General features: G+C 37.5%; 15 protein-coding genes. 7 read left to right on the top strand and 8 right to left on the bottom strand.

What is annotated here, in order from left to right:
- Window positions 1-30: 30 nt before the first annotated feature.
- The gene (locus tag LVD15_RS12765; protein WP_233780707.1) at window positions 31-2,790 is read left to right on the top strand and encodes a putative LPS assembly protein LptD; all 2,760 of its coding nucleotides are present in this window, start codon (window positions 31-33) and stop codon (window positions 2,788-2,790) included.
- Between the two features lie 84 nt (window positions 2,791-2,874).
- On the opposite strand, the gene lysS is transcribed toward LVD15_RS12765, so the two are convergent.
- The gene (lysS, locus tag LVD15_RS12760) at window positions 2,875-4,608 is read right to left on the bottom strand and encodes a lysine--tRNA ligase (RefSeq protein WP_233780706.1); all 1,734 of its coding nucleotides are present in this window, start codon (window positions 4,606-4,608) and stop codon (window positions 2,875-2,877) included.
- Window positions 4,609-4,947: 339 nt separating this feature from the next.
- Here lysS and LVD15_RS12755 point away from each other — a divergent pair, with 339 nt between their 5' ends.
- Genes LVD15_RS12755 through LVD15_RS12745 form a run of 3 tightly spaced genes read left to right on the top strand, consistent with a single transcriptional unit; the run spans window position 4,948 to window position 9,885 of the window.
- Window positions 4,948-6,795 carry an SP85-like N-terminal domain-containing protein gene (locus LVD15_RS12755; RefSeq protein ID WP_233780705.1) on the top strand — a complete coding sequence of 616 codons (1,848 nt, stop codon included), beginning with the start codon at window positions 4,948-4,950 and terminating at the stop codon, window positions 6,793-6,795.
- The gene (locus LVD15_RS12750; protein WP_233780704.1) at window positions 6,761-7,849 is read left to right on the top strand and encodes a PorP/SprF family type IX secretion system membrane protein; all 1,089 of its coding nucleotides are present in this window, start codon (window positions 6,761-6,763) and stop codon (window positions 7,847-7,849) included. The genes LVD15_RS12755 and LVD15_RS12750 overlap by 35 nt, the downstream gene beginning before the upstream one ends.
- 2 nt (window positions 7,850-7,851) lie before the next feature.
- Window positions 7,852-9,885 carry an OmpA family protein gene (locus LVD15_RS12745; protein WP_233780703.1) on the top strand — a complete coding sequence of 678 codons (2,034 nt, stop codon included), beginning with the start codon at window positions 7,852-7,854 and terminating at the stop codon, window positions 9,883-9,885.
- A 58-nt stretch (window positions 9,886-9,943) separates the two neighbouring features.
- Here the strand turns inward: LVD15_RS12745 and LVD15_RS12740 are convergent, their stop codons facing one another.
- Window positions 9,944-11,128: a proline dehydrogenase family protein gene (locus tag LVD15_RS12740; RefSeq protein ID WP_233780702.1), complete on the bottom strand. Its 1,185-nt coding sequence runs from the start codon at window positions 11,126-11,128 to the stop codon at window positions 9,944-9,946.
- An 81-nt stretch (window positions 11,129-11,209) separates the two neighbouring features.
- Here LVD15_RS12740 and pheA point away from each other — a divergent pair, with 81 nt between their 5' ends.
- Together pheA and aroB are read left to right on the top strand one after the other, a co-directional pair.
- Window positions 11,210-12,292 (top strand): chorismate mutase, encoded by a 1,083-nt coding sequence (gene pheA / locus LVD15_RS12735; RefSeq protein ID WP_233780701.1) that lies wholly within the window; start codon window positions 11,210-11,212, stop codon window positions 12,290-12,292.
- A gap of 34 nt (window positions 12,293-12,326) precedes the next feature.
- Window positions 12,327-13,367 (top strand): 3-dehydroquinate synthase, encoded by a 1,041-nt coding sequence (gene aroB / locus LVD15_RS12730; RefSeq protein ID WP_233780700.1) that lies wholly within the window; start codon window positions 12,327-12,329, stop codon window positions 13,365-13,367.
- Here aroB and LVD15_RS12725 read toward each other — a convergent pair.
- Window positions 13,364-13,537, bottom strand: coding sequence for a hypothetical protein (locus LVD15_RS12725; RefSeq protein ID WP_233780699.1), 174 nt, complete (start codon window positions 13,535-13,537; stop codon window positions 13,364-13,366). The genes aroB and LVD15_RS12725 overlap by 4 nt on opposite strands.
- 95 nt (window positions 13,538-13,632) lie before the next feature.
- Between LVD15_RS12725 and LVD15_RS12720 the strand changes: the two genes are divergently transcribed.
- Window positions 13,633-14,865: a 3-phosphoshikimate 1-carboxyvinyltransferase gene (locus tag LVD15_RS12720; RefSeq protein WP_233780698.1), complete on the top strand. Its 1,233-nt coding sequence runs from the start codon at window positions 13,633-13,635 to the stop codon at window positions 14,863-14,865.
- Here the strand turns inward: LVD15_RS12720 and LVD15_RS12715 are convergent.
- The 5 genes from LVD15_RS12715 to LVD15_RS12695 all read right to left on the bottom strand — a co-directional run bounded on the left by LVD15_RS12715 (window position 14,854) and on the right by LVD15_RS12695 (window position 19,976).
- On the bottom strand, window positions 14,854-15,639 hold the full coding sequence (locus LVD15_RS12715; protein WP_233780697.1) for a helical backbone metal receptor: 786 nt from the start codon (window positions 15,637-15,639) through the stop codon (window positions 14,854-14,856). The two genes, LVD15_RS12720 and LVD15_RS12715, sit on opposite strands and share 12 nt — an antisense overlap.
- Before the next feature lie 286 nt (window positions 15,640-15,925).
- Window positions 15,926-16,450 carry a YfiR family protein gene (locus LVD15_RS12710; protein WP_233780696.1) on the bottom strand — a complete coding sequence of 175 codons (525 nt, stop codon included), beginning with the start codon at window positions 16,448-16,450 and terminating at the stop codon, window positions 15,926-15,928.
- Between the two features lie 154 nt (window positions 16,451-16,604).
- On the bottom strand, window positions 16,605-17,675 hold the full coding sequence (locus tag LVD15_RS12705; RefSeq protein ID WP_233780695.1) for a M42 family metallopeptidase: 1,071 nt from the start codon (window positions 17,673-17,675) through the stop codon (window positions 16,605-16,607).
- A 12-nt stretch (window positions 17,676-17,687) separates the two neighbouring features.
- Window positions 17,688-18,386, bottom strand: a complete 699-nt coding sequence (locus LVD15_RS12700; protein WP_233780694.1) for an SDR family oxidoreductase — start codon at window positions 18,384-18,386, stop codon at window positions 17,688-17,690.
- Window positions 18,387-19,976, bottom strand: a complete 1,590-nt coding sequence (locus LVD15_RS12695) for an acyl-CoA carboxylase subunit beta (RefSeq protein ID WP_233780693.1) — start codon at window positions 19,974-19,976, stop codon at window positions 18,387-18,389.
- Window positions 19,977-20,100: the final 124 nt, after the last annotated feature.

Raw genomic sequence — 20,100 nt, 5'->3', positions numbered from 1 at the left:
TTTCGCTTCTTAAAAGTTATTCCAATAACTTTGCACAAAATTGTAATTTTTTCTCTAAAACCGAAAAATCCGCTACGCAAATTGAAATTCTGGTCTTTAGCCAAACACGGTTTACTTTTAGTTTTTTTTGGTTTCTTCATTGCTTTAGGTCATGCACAAACTCCTGAAAAAAATTTAAGTACACCTCAGGAAGTTCTAGGTAATGAAAATATGGAAGCTGACACTACCATTAATAACAGCGATAGTACCGCATTGGTTGCAGACTCCACTAAAAATGAAACCCCTAAGAGTGATATTGAGACAACAATCAATTACTCTGCCAGAGACTCTATTAACTTCTCTGTAGACTCTAAGATTGTGAAACTTTATGGAGATGCTAAAATTGATTATGGTGCCATAAAACTCGAAGCTGATCACATAGAAATAGATTATAACAACCATACGCTTACTGCTCATGGTAAAGAAGACTCCCTTGGCAGAAAGGTAGGTTACCCGATCTTTAAAAACGGAGCTGAGACCTATGAAACCAAAGACATAAGTTATAATTTCAAAACAGGGCAGGCAAGAATATCTGAAGTAGTAACACAGCAAGGAGAAGGTTATCTGCACGGAGAAACTGTTTATAAAAACTCAAAAGACGAACTTTTTAGTATTAATAACACTTACACCACCTGTGATCTCGCTCACCCGCATTATCGCATAAGAGCAAGAAAAACTAAAGCTATACCTAACGACAAAATTGTTTCTGGCCCCTTTAACCTGGAAATTAATGATGTGCCTACACCTTTAGGATTTATTTTCGGGATGTTCCCCGCTAAAAATGAGGCTTCTTCAGGAATTATTATTCCTTCTTATGGTGAAGAGCGTAGAAGAGGTTTCTATTTAAGAGGTGGTGGTTATTTCTTTGACATTAGTGAATATGTGAAAGTAGCTGTACGTGGAGATGTATATTCTAAAGGTGGCCATGGAGTGCATGTAAACAGTGTGTACAAAAAACGATATGCTTACAATGGTAATGTGAACTTTGACTACACCAAACTCAGGCTGTCTACCAACATAGAAGAAGAAGATACCAGAAATGATTATCGTCTCTCATGGAGTCACTCACCTCAATCTAAAGGTAATAGCAGATTTTCAGCATCAGTTAACGCCGCGACCTCCAGCTACAACACCAATAATTATTTGGGGGTAAATACTGCTGAAGCTCAAAACAGTATTAACAACTTTACCCGTAAGTTAAGTTCTAACATCTCTTACTCTAAGACCTTCCAGGGAACGCCTTTTTCTTTAGGCTTAAGCATGAGACATAACCAAGACGTTAGAACCAGAGAGGTTGACCTTTTGCTACCATCTCTTACCTTCAACATGGCTAACGTTTACCCTTTTAAGAATAAAAACGGAGCATCTAACAGCTGGGTAGAAAAAATCAACGTGAGATATTCATTAACAGGAACTAATACACTAACCAATAATTTAGGAAGAATTGGCTCAGACCCTTCTTTAGACAGTATTGCTCCATTTGATTTCGAAAACTTTGGCACCTTTTTAGAAAACTCAAACAAAGGGCTACAACATAGAATACCTTTAAGCACTTCATTTAAAGTTCTTAAACACTTCACTGCCTCTCCTTCAATCAACTATACTGAAAACTGGTATTTTGATAAACTTGAGTGGGAAATTGACGAAGATAATCCTGATAGAGCTGTGATAGCAGATACTATTAATGGATTTAACAGAGTATATGAATATAACTTCAGCACTAGTTTTAGCACTAGGTTATATGGGTTTTTCAATCTAAAAAAAGGTAAGGTAAAAATAAGGCACGTAATGAACCCTAATATTTCATTATCATACCGTCCGGATTTTGGGGCAGAAAAATATGGCTATTACCAACAATTAGAAACGGAAGAAGGAGAAACCCTTTTACAGTCCAGATATCAAGGATATGCTTATGGAGCACCCTCGCACGGAGAAAGTGGATCCATTAGCTTCTCACTAAACAATAGTTTAGAAATGAAAAATGAGGCAAAAACGGATTCTACTAACAAAGCAACTAAAGTTCCTATTCTTAACAACTTCGGTTTTAATGCCTCTTATAACTTCGTAGCAGACTCATTTAAGCTTTCTAACATTACCTTCAGAGCCAATACCTCTGTATTTAAAAAGAAAGTGAATATTAACTTATCCGGTACGGTAGACCCATATGTATATGTGCTAAATGATGTCACTGTTAATTCACAAGGAGATAATGTTTATGATCAGGATAGAATAGATCAATACACATGGAATAACGGACAAGGAATAGGGCAACTTTCAAACGCCAACATAGGTATAACCACTAACCTTAACCCAAGTGGGCAAAAAAGCGATGAAAAGACCCGGGAGCGGATTAATAACTCCGATTTAAATCAATCAGACAAAGACTATTTACTTAATAATCCTAATTCATACGTAGACTTCACCATACCTTGGAGTGTGAGGATTAATTACAGTTTTAACTATGCTAAAAGAGGTTTTAATGATGCTAATATCACTCAAACAGTGAGATTATCTGGAGACTTCTCCCTATCAGACAAATGGAAAATCACATACAACACTGGTTATGATTTTGAGGAAAAGGCCATTTCACTTACCAATTTTGGTATTTCTAGAGACCTACATTGCTGGGAGATCAATATGAACTGGACTCCGTTTGGTGTTTACACTAGTTACAACTTCACCATAAGAGTAAAATCATCATTACTGCAAGACCTTAAACTCAACAGAACACGAAGCTTCTACGATAATTAAGATGTTGCTCAGCTAGCACAGAAGACATAAAAAAAGGAGTCATTTTTAATGACTCCCTTTTTTTATGGTTTTATATCTCTTGGCTTAACCTTCTATCCAGCCAGTTACTTCTTCCAAAGTAGGATTTTTAACATCCTTCATTTTCAGTTTCTTTCTAGTGCCACATACATCATTAAACAATTTACTAGGTGTAGCTTCTTTCAATTGTTTAATAGTAAGTATTCCCAGTTTTTGAAGTATTGGAACTAACTCTTCTCTTACTCCCTCTTCTGCAAAATCTGCGGCTGTAGCATACCCCACTTTCTTCTCTGGTTTCATCTGAGGGAAGAAAAGCACATCTTGAATAGAGTTAGAATTAGTCATAATCATAGTTAACCTATCAATACCAACACCTAAACCTGCTGTAGGAGGCATTCCGTACTCTAAAGCTCTCAAAAAGTCTTCATCAAGAGTCATGGCTTCTTCATCACCTCTCTTGCCTAATTCAAGCTGCTCTTCAAATCTCTGTCTTTGATCTATGGCATCATTCAGCTCAGAGAAAGCATTACATATCTCTTTACCGTTAGCGATAGCCTCAAATCTCTCTACCAATCCTTCTTTATCTCTATGCTTTTTAGCTAACGGAGACATCTCTACCGGATAATCAGTAATAAAAGTCGGTTGGATAAGCAAGCCTTCACATTTCTCTCCGAAAATTTCATCGATAAGCTTTCCTTTACCCATAGTTTCATCAATAGGTACATTAAGCTCTTTAGCTGTTTTTCTAAGTTCAGCCTCATCCATTTCAGAAATATCAATTCCCGTAAAATGCTCAATAGCCTCGAACATGGTAAACCTTTTCCAAGGTCTCTTAAAGTCTATAACATTCTCACCTACCTGTACTTTGGTAGTTCCATGAAGATCCAATGCTACTTTTTCTATCATTTCCTCTACCAGATCCATCATCCAGTAGTAGTCTTTATAGGCAACATACAGCTCTACCTGGGTAAACTCAGGGTTATGAAAACGCGACATACCTTCATTTCTAAAATCTTTAGAAAACTCATATACACCATCAAATCCTCCAACGATCAATCTTTTTAGGTATAACTCATTTGCTATTCGCAAATAAAGGGTCATATCTAAAGTATTATGATGTGTTTTAAATGGTCTGGCAGCAGCACCTCCATAAAGAGGCTGTAAAATAGGAGTCTCTACCTCTAAATAACCTCTGTCATTCAGGTAATTTCTCATTGAATTTACCAGCTGAGTTCTTTTTATGAAAGTATCTTTAACATCAGAGTTAACCACCAAGTCAACATAACGTCTTCTATATCTTAATTCAGGTGATGAGAACGCATCATGCTTCACCACATTACCTTCTTCATCTTTAGTTTCCTTTACTACCGGTAATGGTTTTAATGATTTTGATAAAACCACAAGAGAGGTTACATGAACAGATAATTCTCCTGTTTGGGTAGTAAACACATATCCTTTTACTCCAATAAAATCACCTCTGTCTAGAAGTTTTTTAAATACAGTATTATAAAGTGTTTTATCCTCATCAGGACAAATATCATCTCTACGAACATAGATCTGAATCTTACCTTTAGAATCTTGCAATTCAGCAAAAGAGGCTGACCCCATAACCCTTTTACTCATTAGTCGTCCTGCCAGCGAAATATTCTTATAGTCAATCTTCTGCTTCTCGTAGTTTTCCTTTATTTCCTGGGTTGAAACATTCACCTCAAATAATTCTGAGGGATAAGGATTGATGCCTAATTTTTCTAATTCGGCCTTTGCTTCTCTCCTAACGAGCTCTTGTTCGCTTAACTGCATAATTTTTAATAATTCGGATTTTCAAATACTGAAACTGCAAAGATAGATTAAACTACCAAAAGTAACTTATAATTTTTCTAGACTAATAGAAATAGAATGATTTTATAGAATAATTCGTATATTTGAATTACATATTTCTATAATATGTCAATAAACCGGTTTAGGTATTGAAATAGCGTCAACTTTTGTCTATAGTGAAGTGTTATTTCGTTAACTATGTGATTACTAACCAGTAAAACCATTAAAATATGAAGAAACAACTACGGCTTTTAAGAATCTTCGCCTTTTGCTTTTTTTTTCAGTTCAACTTTTCTGCTAAAAGCACAAGATCCAACAAATATGTTAGGATGTAGCGAATTAGATCCGGGAGAGGATCTTTACGCAGCATATTCCTTTGAAGGAAATGACAACCACACTTTGGCATTTTCAGACCTGTTTTATCAGCTACCAGCAGGAACCATTACAACCTTCAGTTTTATAGAAGGACAACTCCTTATAGATGGTGATCATGGCTATTTATATGGTCGATTAGAACTTACTGAAAATGGATACGATGTAAACGCTGTAGGTACAGAGTGGCATATGGTATTACAATTAGATGCTACCACACACAACACTCCTAACGCATTACTAGGGCAACCTACATCGGTAACTGATGCCTGGCAATACTTTGTTATCAATACAGCTCAATCTGAGATCTATAATAAGAACCGCCCATTTGAGCCAATTACATTCAGAGATTTGGCCTCCGATTATATAGTACAATTAGGAAAAGGCGCTAATAACCAAAATGTCAATGTATTTGGTGCATCATCTGATTTTCAATGGGACTTTGGCAGCTCCACAGGAAGTGGCTCATTAGCCATAACTGCTAATAGCATATGCCCAGAACTAGACGCATCTATAGCTGGAACAGCTTCAGTATGCTCTGGAGAGTCTACTACTATTTCAATAGACCTGGAAGGTCAGGCTCCATGGGAAGTTACTTATGAGATCAATAGCGTAACTCATACATCAACTGTAACTAGTTCTCCATACACTTTTAGTGTTTCTGAAACAGGAAAATACACATTGGTTTCTGTGTTAGATGATGATGGTTTTTACTCCAGTCTTTCAGGCTCGGCTACCGTTAGTAATTATGCCCTTCCAGGTGTTTCTGCATTACCTGCCACTCAAACTGTGTGTTCTGGAAGCGAAGCCACCATTAGTGTTACATTTACGGGTGCAGCTCCCTATAGCTTAACCTATAATGACGGAAGCACAACTCAAACATTTACTTCTAACACTGCTCAGGCAGATTTAACACTCCCTGCAGGAACATATGAGTTTACATCAGTAAGTGATAATAATTGCTCTAAAACAATCGATTATTCTGTAGAAATAAATGATCCTTCAAAAATAGCTATCAATTCACCTGATGATTATTGCTATAGTGGTGGAGTACTTACTTTAGACCTAACGGGAACCGGAAGTACCCAAACAATTACTTGGTCAGTATCTGGCAACAAAGGTTTATTTGAAGCTAATGAAACATCTGCCACTTATACTCCTGCGGCAGAAGATGATGAAGTCACTTTTAGCGTAGAAGTTGACACTGATTGTGCAGGAACGGCAACGGCTTCAAAAACTGTTAAATTCTATAATCCTGTAGCTACGTTTAATATTTCTCCTGAACCTGTAGATGGGCTTTATGTACCAGGTGTTGAATATACTTTTACGCCTATTGATGAAGAGCAAACAAGCTACACTTGGAGCTTTGGAGACTCAAATACCAGTGATAAAGTAGAAGCTAAACACACTTATTCTGAAAAAGGAGAGTACAATGTAGTACTTGATGTTAACTCCGCAATATGTAGTGCTACAGAAAGCATATTACTAACTGTTAGATCTGGTAATGTTCTTTATATTCCAAATGTATTTAGCCCACGATCTTCAAACCCTGAAAACAGTGTAGTTAAGGTCTATGGAGAAAATATTTTAGCCAACAATTTCACCTTTCAAATTTATAACCGCTGGGGATCAGTAGTTTATAAAACAAATAATCTTACTGAAGCTCAAGGAAGAGGATGGACAGGTAGCTCTGAGGGAGAAGCAAAAGAAAATAATGTATTTACGTATATAGTTCGCGGACAATTTGAAAATGGAGAATCTTTTGAAAAAACAGGTACGATTACACTGGCCAAGTAACCAAGAGTTTCGCGAAAGAATAAGAGTTTGTTGTTTAATAGTTGTTTGCTTTGTCGGCTTTAATTACAACCTTCAGGCTCAAGACGCCGTATTCTCTCAGTTTTATAATACTTCACTATATCTTAATCCGGCATTAGCTGGTTTTGAAGAAAACATTACAGTTGGAGTATCACATAGGTCACAGTGGAGAAGTTTAAACTTCCCCTATACCACTAGTCAGGTTTCTTTGATTGTACCTTATTACGAATCAAAGCACACTAAACCTTTTGGTCACATAGGTGGGGTGGGAGTTTCAGTATATAATGATGTAGCAGGAGAAGACAAAAATTTTAAAACTACTGGTGCCAATGCCAGTTTCGCTTATAATCTCCCGCTAGATAAGCAGTATGTAAATCAGATTTCATTTGGCTTACAGGCAGGCATCATTAATAAAAGGATTGACTCCGATGGATTACAATGGGGCGAGCAGTACACCCCTTTCCTTGGATTTGACCCTTCTACAACTCCATCTGATGGTGACACTTTTGATCCTAGAACTTTCTTGGATATCAATTCAGGAATATTCTGGTTTCATAACCCCATTCAGGATGGAGGAAAGATAATCCGTAGTATAAATTCAGGATTCTCTGTTGCTCATATGAATCACCCAAATGAGTCTTTGTATGAGAATGAGAATAACAGATTGCCATTACTTTATAAGTATCATGGTGGTATTGTCTTTAACCTATCGCAAAAGGCAACAATATCTGCTAATATATTCAGTTCTCAACAAGACAAGGAATGGCAACATAATTTGGGCTCTTACTTAAGCTACAAATTAGGTTCAGAATCTGGTGGGCAAATAAAATACGTGATAGCCAGGCTAGGTGGATGGTATAGAATAGATGATTCATTTATCTTTCTTACAGAATTTGAGACTTCCTTATTCAAAGTAGCCTTCAGTTATGACTTTAACACCTCATCCTTGAGATATAATGATAGAGGTATAGGCACATACGAAGTCCATTTATCCATGCATTTCGCAGACCTAGCTCCAGCCAAATCAAGATATTAATAATGATAAAACACTTTATATATTTAATAATTATATGCTTCTCTTTTACCAGCCCGGCTATTGCCCAAAAAACACTTTGGGCCTCTAAGGTAATTGAGTTTTCTTCTGAAAGGAAGACTCCTATTCACTTGGCTCAACTGGCGGGAGAATCTTATAAAGCCAGTCAAATTTTAGGTGAGCCTGATATTTACCCTGGCAGTGAAGGATCTAGCAGGGCCTGGACTCCAAAAAAGACCGATCAGGTTGATTATATCAAAGTAGGTTTTAGTGAGGCTATCCAAATACAACAAATTGCTATAGCTGAGTCTATCAACCCTACAGCCATATGGAAGGTCTATGCCTATGATGAAAGAGGGAATGAGCATTTTATTAATGAGTTCACCCCAAGGAGCATCCCGTTAAAAGGGAGGATTCTTAACATTTTTACAGACCTCACACCTTACAAGGTAACAGCCGTAAAAGTGGAGATCAATGGTAAAGAAGTACCCGGGTATAACGGCATTGATGCTATTGCTATATCAGATTCTAAGACGCCGATAAGGATAGACATGAAAATTGCCGCTGGTATTTATGAGTCTGTTCAGGCAGAAAAGTTAAGCGATAGTATTAACAGCCCTTATAAAGACCTGAAACCTCTTCTTACTCCTGATGGTAAAACTATGTTTTTTAGCCGCGTTGGTGATCCTCAAAATGTTGGTGGCACTGATGATCTGGAAGACATTTGGTTCTCAGAAAAAAACAGTGATGGAGAATGGAAGAAAGCTCAAAATATAGGAACAAGCCTTAACAACAAAGGACCTAACTTTATTTGTAGTGTTACTCCTAAAGGAGATGGTTACGTACTTTTATTAGGGAACAGATACTTGAAAAATAAAATGACCGAAGGCCTATCTATAGCTACCCAGACAGAAGATGGCCTTTCTGATGTAGAGCCAGTAATAATAGAAAATGAAGAAAACTTCTCTCCATTTGCCAATTACTACCTGGGTATCAATCAGCAGATTATTATTATGTCTGTTCATAGAAGAAATGGTGAAGGAGGGCGCGATCTATACGTTAGCTTTAAACAAGAAAATGGCCGCTGGTCTACCCCTAAAAATCTGGGAAGCACTATCAATACACCTGATGAGGAATCCTCTCCTTTTCTTGCAGCAGATGGCAAAACGCTTTATTTCTCATCAAAAGGTCATTTGGGCTTTGGCGGCAGCGATGTATACATCTCCAGACGACTTGATGACACCTGGACTAACTGGAGTACACCAGAAAACCTGGGACCGTACATTAACTCAGCTGATGATGAGATTTTCTTTCATCTGGCATATGACAGTAAGTATGCATATTACACCAGAGGAGATGGACAAGATGCCGATATTTATAGACTAGAGCTACCTGCATATGAACTTCCTGACCCTACGGTAGAGCTAAATGTAAAAGTAATTAACAAGAATACTAAGGAGTTGATACCTGAAGCTAAATTGGTGGTTCATAATAAAACTATGGATATAGCGGAATGGCACCCTTCCACTGACAATACAGGCAAATTTGACTTTATAATCCCTAAAGGATATGTCTATGAAATATCTGCTAAAGCGGATAAGTTTTTATCTATAGACACTCATCAAATAGACCTGACCAGAGTTTATGAAAGTGAGACCATGGAATATGTATTACACATGACTCCAATTGAAGTGGGTGAACGAATTCCGCTGGATAATATCTATTTTGATTTTGATAAGGCCACTTTAAGAGATGAATCTATACCACAACTAAACAAAGTAGTTAGGTTTATGGAAGATAACCCTAAAGTAACTATTCAACTCGATGGACACACCTGCTCCTTAGGTTCTGAAAGTTATAACAAAAGACTATCTGAAGACCGAGCCAGATCTGTAATGGATTACCTTTTGAAAGAAGGGATTAAGAAGAAAAGAGTTTCTTCTTTAGGTTTTGGAGAGGCTCAGCCTATTGCTTCTAATGAAACTGAAAGTGGTAGGGTGAAAAACAGACGGGTTGAGTTTGTAATCACAGATAAATAAAAAATACTCAGACGCTTCATACATGTTAACATGATGTATGAAGCGTCTCCTTCAACTATTATTTCGCTTCTTTTCTTCTCTTCAATTCAGCTCTAATCAAAGTGAGCTCTCTACTACTTTGACCTGCTACAGAGGTATTTTCAGTAGCCCTTCTAAATAAATAAGGCATTACAGCTTTTACTGGTCCATAAGGTAAATATTTCACTACATTATAACCAGCCTCTGCCAGGTTAAACGAAATATTATCACTCATTCCATATAGCTGAGCAAAGAAAACCCTGGGATCATCATTTTTCATCCCATGCTTTTCCATTAACAAAGTAAGATAAAGATTGCTGTACTCATTATGAGAACCACACATGAAGCTTATCCGCTGCTTGTTATCCATGCAAAAAGAAAGCGCCTTATTAAAATCATTGTCTACCGCATCTTTATTAGGATGGATAGGACTTTCATATCCTTTATCTTCAGCTCTATCTCTCTCTTTCTCCATATAAGCACCACGCACCAGCTTAGCTCCCAGGTAGTAATTACCCATAGCAGCATAGTGAAATGCATTTTTTAAATTGCCAAGCATGTCAGACCTGTACATCTGATAAGTATTAAACACAACTGCTTTTTCCTTATTATACTTAGCCATCATCTCATACACAATCTCATCAATAGAATCTTGTATCCAGGACTCTTCAGCGTCAATCAAAATAGGAACGTTATTTTGATAAGCTGCTTCACAAATATCTTCCACCCTGCCTTTCAGCTTTTCATAATTACTATGATCTTTCTTAGTAAACTTTTCTTTAGACTGCCTTTTTCTTAGCGATGAGGTAGAACCAATACCAGTAACTTTGAACACACTAAAAGGAATACCTTCAGTTTTAGAAGCTGTAACGATAGTATCTATAATCTGCTTTTTTACCTTCTCATAATTACTAGTGGTATCCACACCCTCCACAGAATAATCAAGAATAGCACCAACATTATATGCATTTAAGTCTTTAATAGATTGTAAACTATCCTGAATGGTCTCGCCACCGCAAAAATGTTCAAAAACCGTTTTCTTAATAATCCATTTAATGGGTAATCGAATCGCAAGTGCTGCCTTTACGGCCACCATAGACATCTTAGATATATAAGGGTTGTTAACGACTGAAAATACAAAATTGGCTTTACGCAAAGCCTCATCAGATTTAGCCTGAAACGCTACTGATGTATCGTTAAAAGATATGTTAGATTTTAATTGCATAGTAATGAATAATTGTGCGAATATATAATATTAATCATTTAGCTCTTTCTTCTTTCAATTTTTAAATATCTTTATTCCGTGATGAAAGAAGTTGTAAACATAGACGACCTCAGAGGTAAAATAGACTCCATAGATCATCAGCTTTTAAAGCTACTCAATGAACGAATGGAACTCGTAAAAACCATTGGTAATATTAAAAAAACTACCAACGCGAGTATTTACCGTCCTGAAAGAGAAAAAGCTATCATAGACAGACTAACCTCTGACAGCAAGGGAATGTTAGATAAAGGTGCGATTGAAGCCATATTTCTTGAAATTTTTGCTGTTAGTAGAAATATTGAGCTTCCCGAAAAAGTCGCCTATTTGGGTCCTGAAGGCAGTTTTACCCATCAGGCAGCCGAAGCCAGATTTGGTGCTATGGGTGAATATATTAGCCTTAAAACCATTCAATCAGTATTTGAGGCGGTAAACACCGAAAGGGTACGATTTGGAATAATCCCTATTGAGAACAATCAACAAGGTATGGTGAGTGACACCATTAATGTGCTATGCGATTATGACATTAACATAGTAGCAGAAGTACCTATGCCTATTCAGTTTTCATTTGCTTCAAAAAATGAAAATATAAAAACCATTAAAAAAGTTTACTCTAAAGATATTGCCTTTAAGCAATGTGGAAAGTTTGTAGATGAATACTTTGACAAAAGTGTAGAGCTCATACCGGTAGATTCTACCTCTAAAGCCTCTAAGCTGGCTTCCTTGGAAGAAAATTCGGCTGCGATCTGCTCCCATATTGCGGCTAAAATGTATCATTTGCCTATTCTATTTCATAATATAGAAGACAGTCCTGATAACTACACTCGCTTTTTGATCATTAGTAAAAACTTCAATAATGTGTCTAGTGGAAATGACAAAACCACTATTCTGGTGAAGCTGTCTAATGACAATGAACCGGGGAGCCTTGCCTCTTTTCTACAAGGATTCCATGAAAATGGCATTAACCTTACTAAAATAGAAAGCTACCCGGCAAAAGAAGGTAAAGATTTCAAATATTGGTTTTTGGTAGAGTTTGAAGGTCATAAAGATGATGAAAAGGTGAAGGTGATTATGGAAGATCCCCTCATTACAGTAAAATGGCTAGGCAGCTACCCTAAATTCTGTTAATCATTTCTATTTAAAAAAATCAAAAAGTTTATTCGTGGAAATAAGTGAAAGTATAAAATTCACAGAAAAAGCGGCGGAAGAATTAATAAACCTTCTAAACACCAGCAGTTACAATAAAATAGCCGTGCTTGTAGATGAAAATACCAAAGCACATTGCTACCCACTGCTGGAGAGATACCTTCCGCAGCATACTCTGGTTGAAATCAATAGTGGAGAAAGCCATAAAACGCTTGAAACATGCACTTATATATGGCAAGAGCTTACCTCTGCGGCCTTTGATCGCAAATCATTATTTATTAATCTCGGTGGCGGGGTCATCGGAGATATGGGAGGGTTTTGTGCCAGCACCTACAAAAGAGGTATAGATTTCATTAATATCCCTACCACGCTACTCTCACAAGTAGACGCCAGTGTAGGTGGCAAGTTGGGCATTGACTTCAATGGTTATAAAAATCACATCGGTCTATTCAAAGAGCCGATTGCTGTTATTATAGATCAAACCTTCTTAAAAACGCTTCCCGCTAATGAACTGCGTTCTGGCTTTGCTGAAGTGATCAAACACCACCTTATTGCTGATAAAAGCGGATGGGATAAGCTACAAACACTTCGTTTTCCGGATATTGCTTGGAATGAATGTGTTAAACACTCTGTAAAAATAAAATCAGATGTAGTAGAAAATGATCCGTTGGAATCTGGGATGAGAAAAATTCTGAATTTTGGCCATACCATCGGGCATGCTATAGAAAGCTATTTACTCAATAACAATAGAGCCATTTTGCATGGAGAAGCAATAGCTGCAGGCATGATCTGCGAAAGCTTTATAAGCCTAAAACGTGGATATATCAACGAAGAAGAACTCAAGCAAATAGAAAAGTATGTCCTAAATATTTTTGATAAACTGAATATTTTAGAGACTGACTTAGAAGGAATAAATCAATACCTTATTCAGGATAAGAAAAATAGGGAAAATAAAGTCCTGGCCTCTCTACTACAAAAAGTGGGAGAAGCTAATTGGGACATCAGTATATCAAACACAGAAGCTACTGAGGCTATTATTTACTATAATAACCTTTAAATATAATATGCTTCTATCTCATCATTTATATCGGAAACTTTTCTTTGTGAAGATTTTAAATCAGATGATCTGGTGGGTGCAGTACTTCTTCCTCTCCCGGCAGAAGCTACAGCTAAAAGCGCTCCTACGGATAAACTTAAAGCTAAAGCCAACTTTCTTCTATTTTTCATTTTCTTAAAACAGTTATTTTTTTAGTGTATTATCATAAATAATGCCATTTTCAAAACGCTGACTTAAGCCATTTGTTACATTAATATTGCGAATCGTGGAAACAAAAAAACTCTTAATAAAAAAGCACAATAAACTACAACCCACTACTATATCTCTGCCTGCTTCTAAAAGTATAGCTAACCGTGCTTTGATTATAGACGCACTTTGCGAAACACAGTCTGACATACAAAATATTTCGGAAGCCAGAGATACTCAGACCATGCTTCGCTTGCTAGCCTCTGAAGATGATACCTGGGATGTGTTAGACGCTGGCACCACTATGCGCTTTTTAACCGCTTTTGCTGCTGCCACAAAAGACGAAAAAATATTAACAGGAACGGCCAGAATGCAGGAAAGGCCTATAAAAGTATTAGTAGAAGCCCTCACTAAATTAGGAGCTAGTATTACTTATTTAAACAACGACGGCTACCCTCCCATTAAGGTAAATAAAATAAAAGATCAGATTACTGATGAGCTTGAAGTGCCTGGAAACATTAGCAGCCAGTACATATCAGCGCTATTAATGATAGCACCCACCTTGCCTAAAGGACTTAAAGTAAACCTTATAGGTGAAATAGGCAGCAAGCCCTATATTGACATGACCTTAGCGGTAATGAAATCATTTGGAGTATCTGCCAGCTGGAATGGTAATAGCCTTATTATAGCACCGCAAAAATACCAGCCTACTGAATATACTGTAGAGCCAGACTGGTCCGCTGCTAGCTACTGGTATAGCTTTGTAGCTTTATCCGATGAGGCGGAGGTCATGCTTACTGACCTTAAAGACGACTCTATACAAGGAGACCGAAAAATGGCTGATTTTATGGCTGATTTAGGTGTATCTACAACCTTCACTAAAGATGGCGCCATCCTTTCTAAATGCGCACATAAAAAGGAAGCCAGCATCGATTTCACCCATTGTCCTGACCTCGCTCAGACCGTGGCTGTAATCTGCGCTATAAAAGGTATAGAGTGCCATATGACTGGCCTTGAAAGCCTAAGAATAAAAGAGACCGATAGAATTAGTGCTTTGCAAAATGAACTGGCAAAATTCGGCGGCCAACTCATTGAAACTTCCAGCAAATGGACTTTAATTCCGGCTTCTGAACTTCCTGAGGTCAACCAACCTGAGTTTGATACTTATCATGATCATAGAATGGCCATGGCTTTTGCTCCCTTAAGCACTCAGTTCGATATAGTTATTAATGATCCTTCTGTAGTCAATAAATCATACCCCAGCTACTGGGAAGATGTGAAAAAGGCCGGCTTCGAAATATCAGAATTGTAATTTATTGAAATAAGAGAGAGCTTGAATGATCCTGGACCCATACCAGGAAAACATTTCTCCATCTACCAAATGAATTTTAGATGTAGGAATCACTGCTTCAAGCTCTTTCTTATGCTTTTCTTTAAAGGGAAATGGCTCTGAAGACAGCAAAATCAAATCTGGTTTAAGAGCTGCTATTTTCTTTGGGGTCAAGGTCGGATACCTGGGCACATTCTTAAGTGCGTTTTCCCATCCTAATGTTTCCATAACATGACTAATATAGGTATCACCTCCGGCTGCCATGTATGGATTATTCCAAATGAGATAGAGCACCTTTTTCGCCTCCTTTTTTTGAAGGTTTAACAGACCTTGGTTAATCTGATCAATAATATTTTCAGCCTGATCATTTCTATTGGTAATAGCCCCAATATCACTGATCATTTGAATTGCCTCAGGAATGGTTTTGATATCAGTTAGTAAAACGGAATATTTATTCTGAAGATGTTCTATCCCTTCTTTATAGTTTTCTTCTTTATTGCCAATGATCAAGTCGGGCTTGAGCTTGTCAATGACGTCAAACTTAAAGTTTTTTGTGCCTCCTATTTTGGGAATAGACTTAGTAAAACTTTTTGGATGTATACAAAATTTGGTTACACCAACTATCTGATTTTGAATATCAAGATGATAGAGAAGTTCTGTAATGGAGGGCACCAGGGATATGATCTTCGGGCAACGAGGCCTCTTCCCCTCATCACCCTTATGATCATTAAGCTCTTTAATTCCGTAACCTTGCATATTCCAAAGTTAGGACATCGTTAGTTACTTCAAAAAATAAGTCTGACAAGCTTCAATCAGACTCTGGTGGACTCGTTAAAAAAATGTGGTATCACGGTGGTAAAAGCTTTTCAACCTTTACCACCTTTAGCTTTAATAAGCTCAATTAGTCCACCTAGTTATATCAATCGCATTTTTTTTACACCTGCAAAGTTCCTTTTGCAATGTTACATAGCACTAATACAATGATATATTGAGCATAAGGCTACTGATACCGTAAGTTTAAAAAATGATTATTCTTGATTTGCTATATCAGGATTGCCATGCTTGACAACTGACCTGACACTTTTAGTTGAGACTGCTCCATAACTTTTTGGTTCAATTCGAAAGCCAATTTGTTATTTACAGTTCTAAAGTTAATTCCGCTACCTTTTTGACCTAAGCCTGGCTTATCTGTGATGATAAGAGTAGAGCTATTTGCCAATTTCCCTTTAATTTCGTCAAAGTCTTTGCTGCTTCCTTTTGCAACATATAAGATATGACAAGATGATATTTCTGAAGGGCTATTAAATTTCTTTACGACGAATTTCTTGTTTCCACGTAATTTACCACCATACCACGTATTCAACGTGTTGTACACCTCATCATCACCAATTACAGCAATAACAAAATTTTGAGACTGATCTGAACTTGGCCATTGGATGTACTTGATGAAGTTATAGATCATCATCGAGTGGATCTCATGAATTGGCCGTCCTTGTGCACGAGTTGTTCCGAAGAACGCTACCAGCATAAATGCTGTCAACAAAGTTGTAGATTTCAATACTTTCATAATTCTTTACTAGTTGGACTCTAACCAAGTAACCAAAGCCAATGCCAATCATGAAAACGCTTCTAACTACTAATAAACGGACTTTTTATAGGAGGGGAATTTTGAAATAATCCCAATTAGAGATTTTTCTTCTCTAATTGGGACGTAATATTTTTTATTTTATGTATCTAAAATCATGACCATCTTCAATATTTAATAGAAATTGGTATATGAGTTGGATTACATTTTCTACATCATTTTTATGAACTGTTTCCACTGTAGTGTGCATATATTTTAACGGCAGTGATATTAATGCAGAGGCTACTCCTTCGTTAGAATAAGCGAAAGCATCCGTATCTGTACCAGTAGCTCGAGATGCAGCTGCCCTTTGGAAAGGAATCTCATTTTTCTCCGCTGTATCAATAATTAACTTTAACACATTATTATGCACAGCTGGCCCATAAGTTAACACCGGACCTTCTCCAGCCTTTTGTAAACCACTTTTTATACGATCATATAGTGGAGATGTAGTTTCATGACAAACATCCGTAACAATAGCTAAGTTAGGTTTTATTCTTTCAGCTATCATTTGTGCACCTCGTAAGCCTACCTCTTCTTGCACCGCGTTAACAATGTACAAACCAAAAGGAAGCTCTTTTCCATCTTCTTTAAGCCTTCTGGCCACTTCAGCTATCATGTAACCACCCATGCGGTTATCTAGCGCTCTGCCCACCAAAAAGTCATTACCCAGCTCCATCAGTTCATCATCAAAAGTCATAACGCTACCTACATGAACTCCGAGCTTTTCTACCTCTTCTTTACTATTACAGCCAATATCAACTATAATATTTTTCAAAGTAGGTTTTTCCTCGTTTTCTCTATTTCTAACATGTATGGCAGGCCAACCAAAAATACCTTTTACTATGCCATTATCAGTGTGGATATTTACCCTTTTGGAAGGTGCAATCTGATGATCTGAACCTCCATTTCTCTGCACATAGATATATCCTTCTTCATTAATATAATTAACAAACCATGAAATTTCGTCTGCATGCGCTTCTATCACTACCTTATATTTAGCTGAGGGATTAATTACCCCCACTACAGAACCATAAGTATCTGTAAAGTACTCATCGATATAAGGTTTAATGTATTCTAACCATAATTCCTGACCTGATGATTCAAAACCAGTAGGTGAAGCATTATTTAAATACTTCTCTAAAAATGATTTACTCTTCTTATCCATTCTTTGTTTTATTTATATAACAGACCTTGTAAGGCCTCCATCTACTTTTATATTTTGCCCGGTGATATAAGCAGCAGCGTCTGAAAGTAAAAACTTTACTGTTTGAGCAACTTCTTCTATCTGCCCTTGCCGTTTTAATGGTATTTTATTTACTATTTCATCGGCAGCTTTAAAGCTGTTAATATAACCAGGCAATACGTTATTCATTCTTATATTATTAACAGCAAATTCATCAGCATAAAGTTTAGCATAATTAGCTAATCCTGCCCTTAAAACTGAAGAAACTGGAAATTCTGCTGATGGCTCAGTGGCAGCAAATGTTGATATATTCACAAAAGCTCCTGATCCCTGCCTCTTCATGATGGGCGTAACCAAAGCTGCTATTTTTGCGACATTTAACAAAACCAGATTTAGTCCATGATGCCACTCTTCTTCTGATATTTCCAGCAATGGGCCGCTGGCGGGATGTCCGGTATTATTTACCACCGCATCAATTCTCCCAAATTTGCCCATGGTAAGGTTAACCAGTTTTTTGATATCATTTTTTTCAGTCACTGATCCCTGTACTCCTAATGCTCCCAGCTCTTCTGCCAGAACCATTACTTTTTCAGACCTGGCCATAAGTGCTAGCTCATATTCAGGGTGTAATGCCAAGGCACAGGCACGTCCTATTCCTTCACTAGCTCCGGTAATTATAGCTACTTTCTTCATTTACAAAGGTATATTACCGTGTTTTTTCCTGGGTAACGTAGCCACTTTATTTTCTAACATTTTAAAGGCTTTAATGAGTTTAGATCTGGTATCAGCGGGCAAGATCACCTCATCAATATATCCGCGGTGAGCCGCACGATAAGGATTAGCAAACTTACCAGTATATTCATCTATCTTTTCCTGCAGCTTGGCTTCCGGATCTTCCGCTGTAGCTATTTCTCTTCTAAATATAATCTCGGCGGCACCTTTAGCTCCCATAACCGCAATTTCTGCCATTGGCCAGGCATAGTTCATATCAGCTCCAATATGTTTAGAGTTCATTACATCATATGCACCACCATAGGCCTTTCTGGTGATAACGGTGATTCTAGGTACAGTGGCTTCGCTAAAAGCGAATAAAAGCTTGGCTCCATTAGTAATAATGCCATTCCACTCCTGATCTGTGCCAGGCAAAAAACCAGGAACATCTTCCAGCACCAACAAGGGTATATTGAAACAATCGCAGAATCTCACAAAACGAGCTCCCTTAGTACTGGCATCTATATCCAACACGCCAGCTAATGACGCCGGCTGATTACCTATAACTCCGACACTTCTCCCGCCTATTAAGGCCATGCCTACCACTATATTTTCTGCGAAATTCTTATGCACCTCCAAAAAGCTATCAGGATCCACTATGCTATTAATCACTTCCTTCATATCATAAGGCTGATTAGGATTATCAGGGATGATATCATTAAGCTTAGCCACTGTTTCGTCTTCCTTCACTTCATAAGGATAAATAGGCGCATCTTCCTCACAGTTTTGAGGCACGTATGATAACAACTTCTTTATATCATTAATGCAAACCGCTTCATTAGCACAGGAAAAATGGGTTACACCACTTTTTGTACTATGAGCACTGGCGCCTCCCAGCTCCTCAGCAGTAACATTCTCTTGCGTAACTGTCTTTACCACATTAGGCCCGGTAACAAACATGTAGGAAGTATTTTCTACCATAAAAATGAAATCAGTTATGGCTGGTGAATATACTGCACCACCTGCGCATGGCCCCATAATAGCTGAAATCTGAGGTATAACCCCTGAGGCCAGCGTATTTCTATAAAAAATATCAGCATAACCTCCTAGTGAGACTACTCCTTCCTGAATTCTGGCTCCACCTGAATCATTTAAACCTATTAAAGGCGCGCCATTCTGCATAGCCAGATCCATAATTTTCACAATCTTTTCGGCATGAGTTTCTGAAAGGGAGCCACCAAAGACGGTAAAATCCTGAGAAAACACATATACTAATCGGTCATTGACCGTACCATAGCCGGTAATAACACCATCACCAGGGTAGTACTGTTTATCCAAACCAAAGTCTTTACAGCGATGCATCACAAACTGGCCAATCTCTTCAAAAGAGCCTTCATCTAACAGCAGGTGAACCCTTTCCCTGGCTGTGAGCTTTCCTTTATCATGCTGAGTCTGAATTCTTTCTTCGCCTCCACCTAAGAGAGATTCCTTTTCCTTCTCCTTAAGCAAGGCATATTTTTCCTTATTGGTTGGCAGCGTGTAAACAGGCTTTTTTGATTTGTTATCGTCCATTTTTCATGAGTTAGTCTATATCAAATATAAAGAAATTGAGATGGATAAACTTGCTTAGAATACATTTTCCCATGCTAAAAGGGCTACAGCCAAAAGAGTTTACTTAACTTCGAGCAAATTTTTA

Origin of the sequence: Fulvivirga maritima (assembly GCF_021389955.1) — a bacterium.
Lineage (GTDB): Bacteria > Bacteroidota > Bacteroidia > Cytophagales > Cyclobacteriaceae > Fulvivirga > Fulvivirga maritima.
Note: the sequence above shows the minus strand (reverse complement) of the source record. Positions and strands in the feature narration are given on the sequence as shown.

Excerpts from the sequence above, each read along its gene's own strand:
- lysS (WP_233780706.1), bottom strand. The coding sequence starts at position 4,608 with ATGCAGTTAAGCGAACAAGAGCTCGTTAGGAGAGAAGCAAAGGCCGAA.
- LVD15_RS12755 (WP_233780705.1), top strand. The coding sequence starts at position 4,948 with ATGTTAGGATGTAGCGAATTAGATCCGGGAGAGGATCTTTACGCAGCA.
- LVD15_RS12745 (WP_233780703.1), top strand. The coding sequence starts at position 7,852 with ATGATAAAACACTTTATATATTTAATAATTATATGCTTCTCTTTTACC.
- LVD15_RS12740 (WP_233780702.1), bottom strand. The coding sequence starts at position 11,128 with ATGCAATTAAAATCTAACATATCTTTTAACGATACATCAGTAGCGTTT.
- pheA (WP_233780701.1), top strand. The coding sequence starts at position 11,210 with ATGAAAGAAGTTGTAAACATAGACGACCTCAGAGGTAAAATAGACTCC.
- LVD15_RS12725 (WP_233780699.1), bottom strand. The coding sequence starts at position 13,537 with ATGAAAAATAGAAGAAAGTTGGCTTTAGCTTTAAGTTTATCCGTAGGA.
- LVD15_RS12715 (WP_233780697.1), bottom strand. The coding sequence starts at position 15,639 with ATGCAAGGTTACGGAATTAAAGAGCTTAATGATCATAAGGGTGATGAG.
- LVD15_RS12710 (WP_233780696.1), bottom strand. The coding sequence starts at position 16,450 with ATGAAAGTATTGAAATCTACAACTTTGTTGACAGCATTTATGCTGGTA.
- LVD15_RS12705 (WP_233780695.1), bottom strand. The coding sequence starts at position 17,675 with ATGGATAAGAAGAGTAAATCATTTTTAGAGAAGTATTTAAATAATGCT.
- LVD15_RS12700 (WP_233780694.1), bottom strand. The coding sequence starts at position 18,386 with ATGAAGAAAGTAGCTATAATTACCGGAGCTAGTGAAGGAATAGGACGT.
- LVD15_RS12695 (WP_233780693.1), bottom strand. The coding sequence starts at position 19,976 with ATGGACGATAACAAATCAAAAAAGCCTGTTTACACGCTGCCAACCAAT.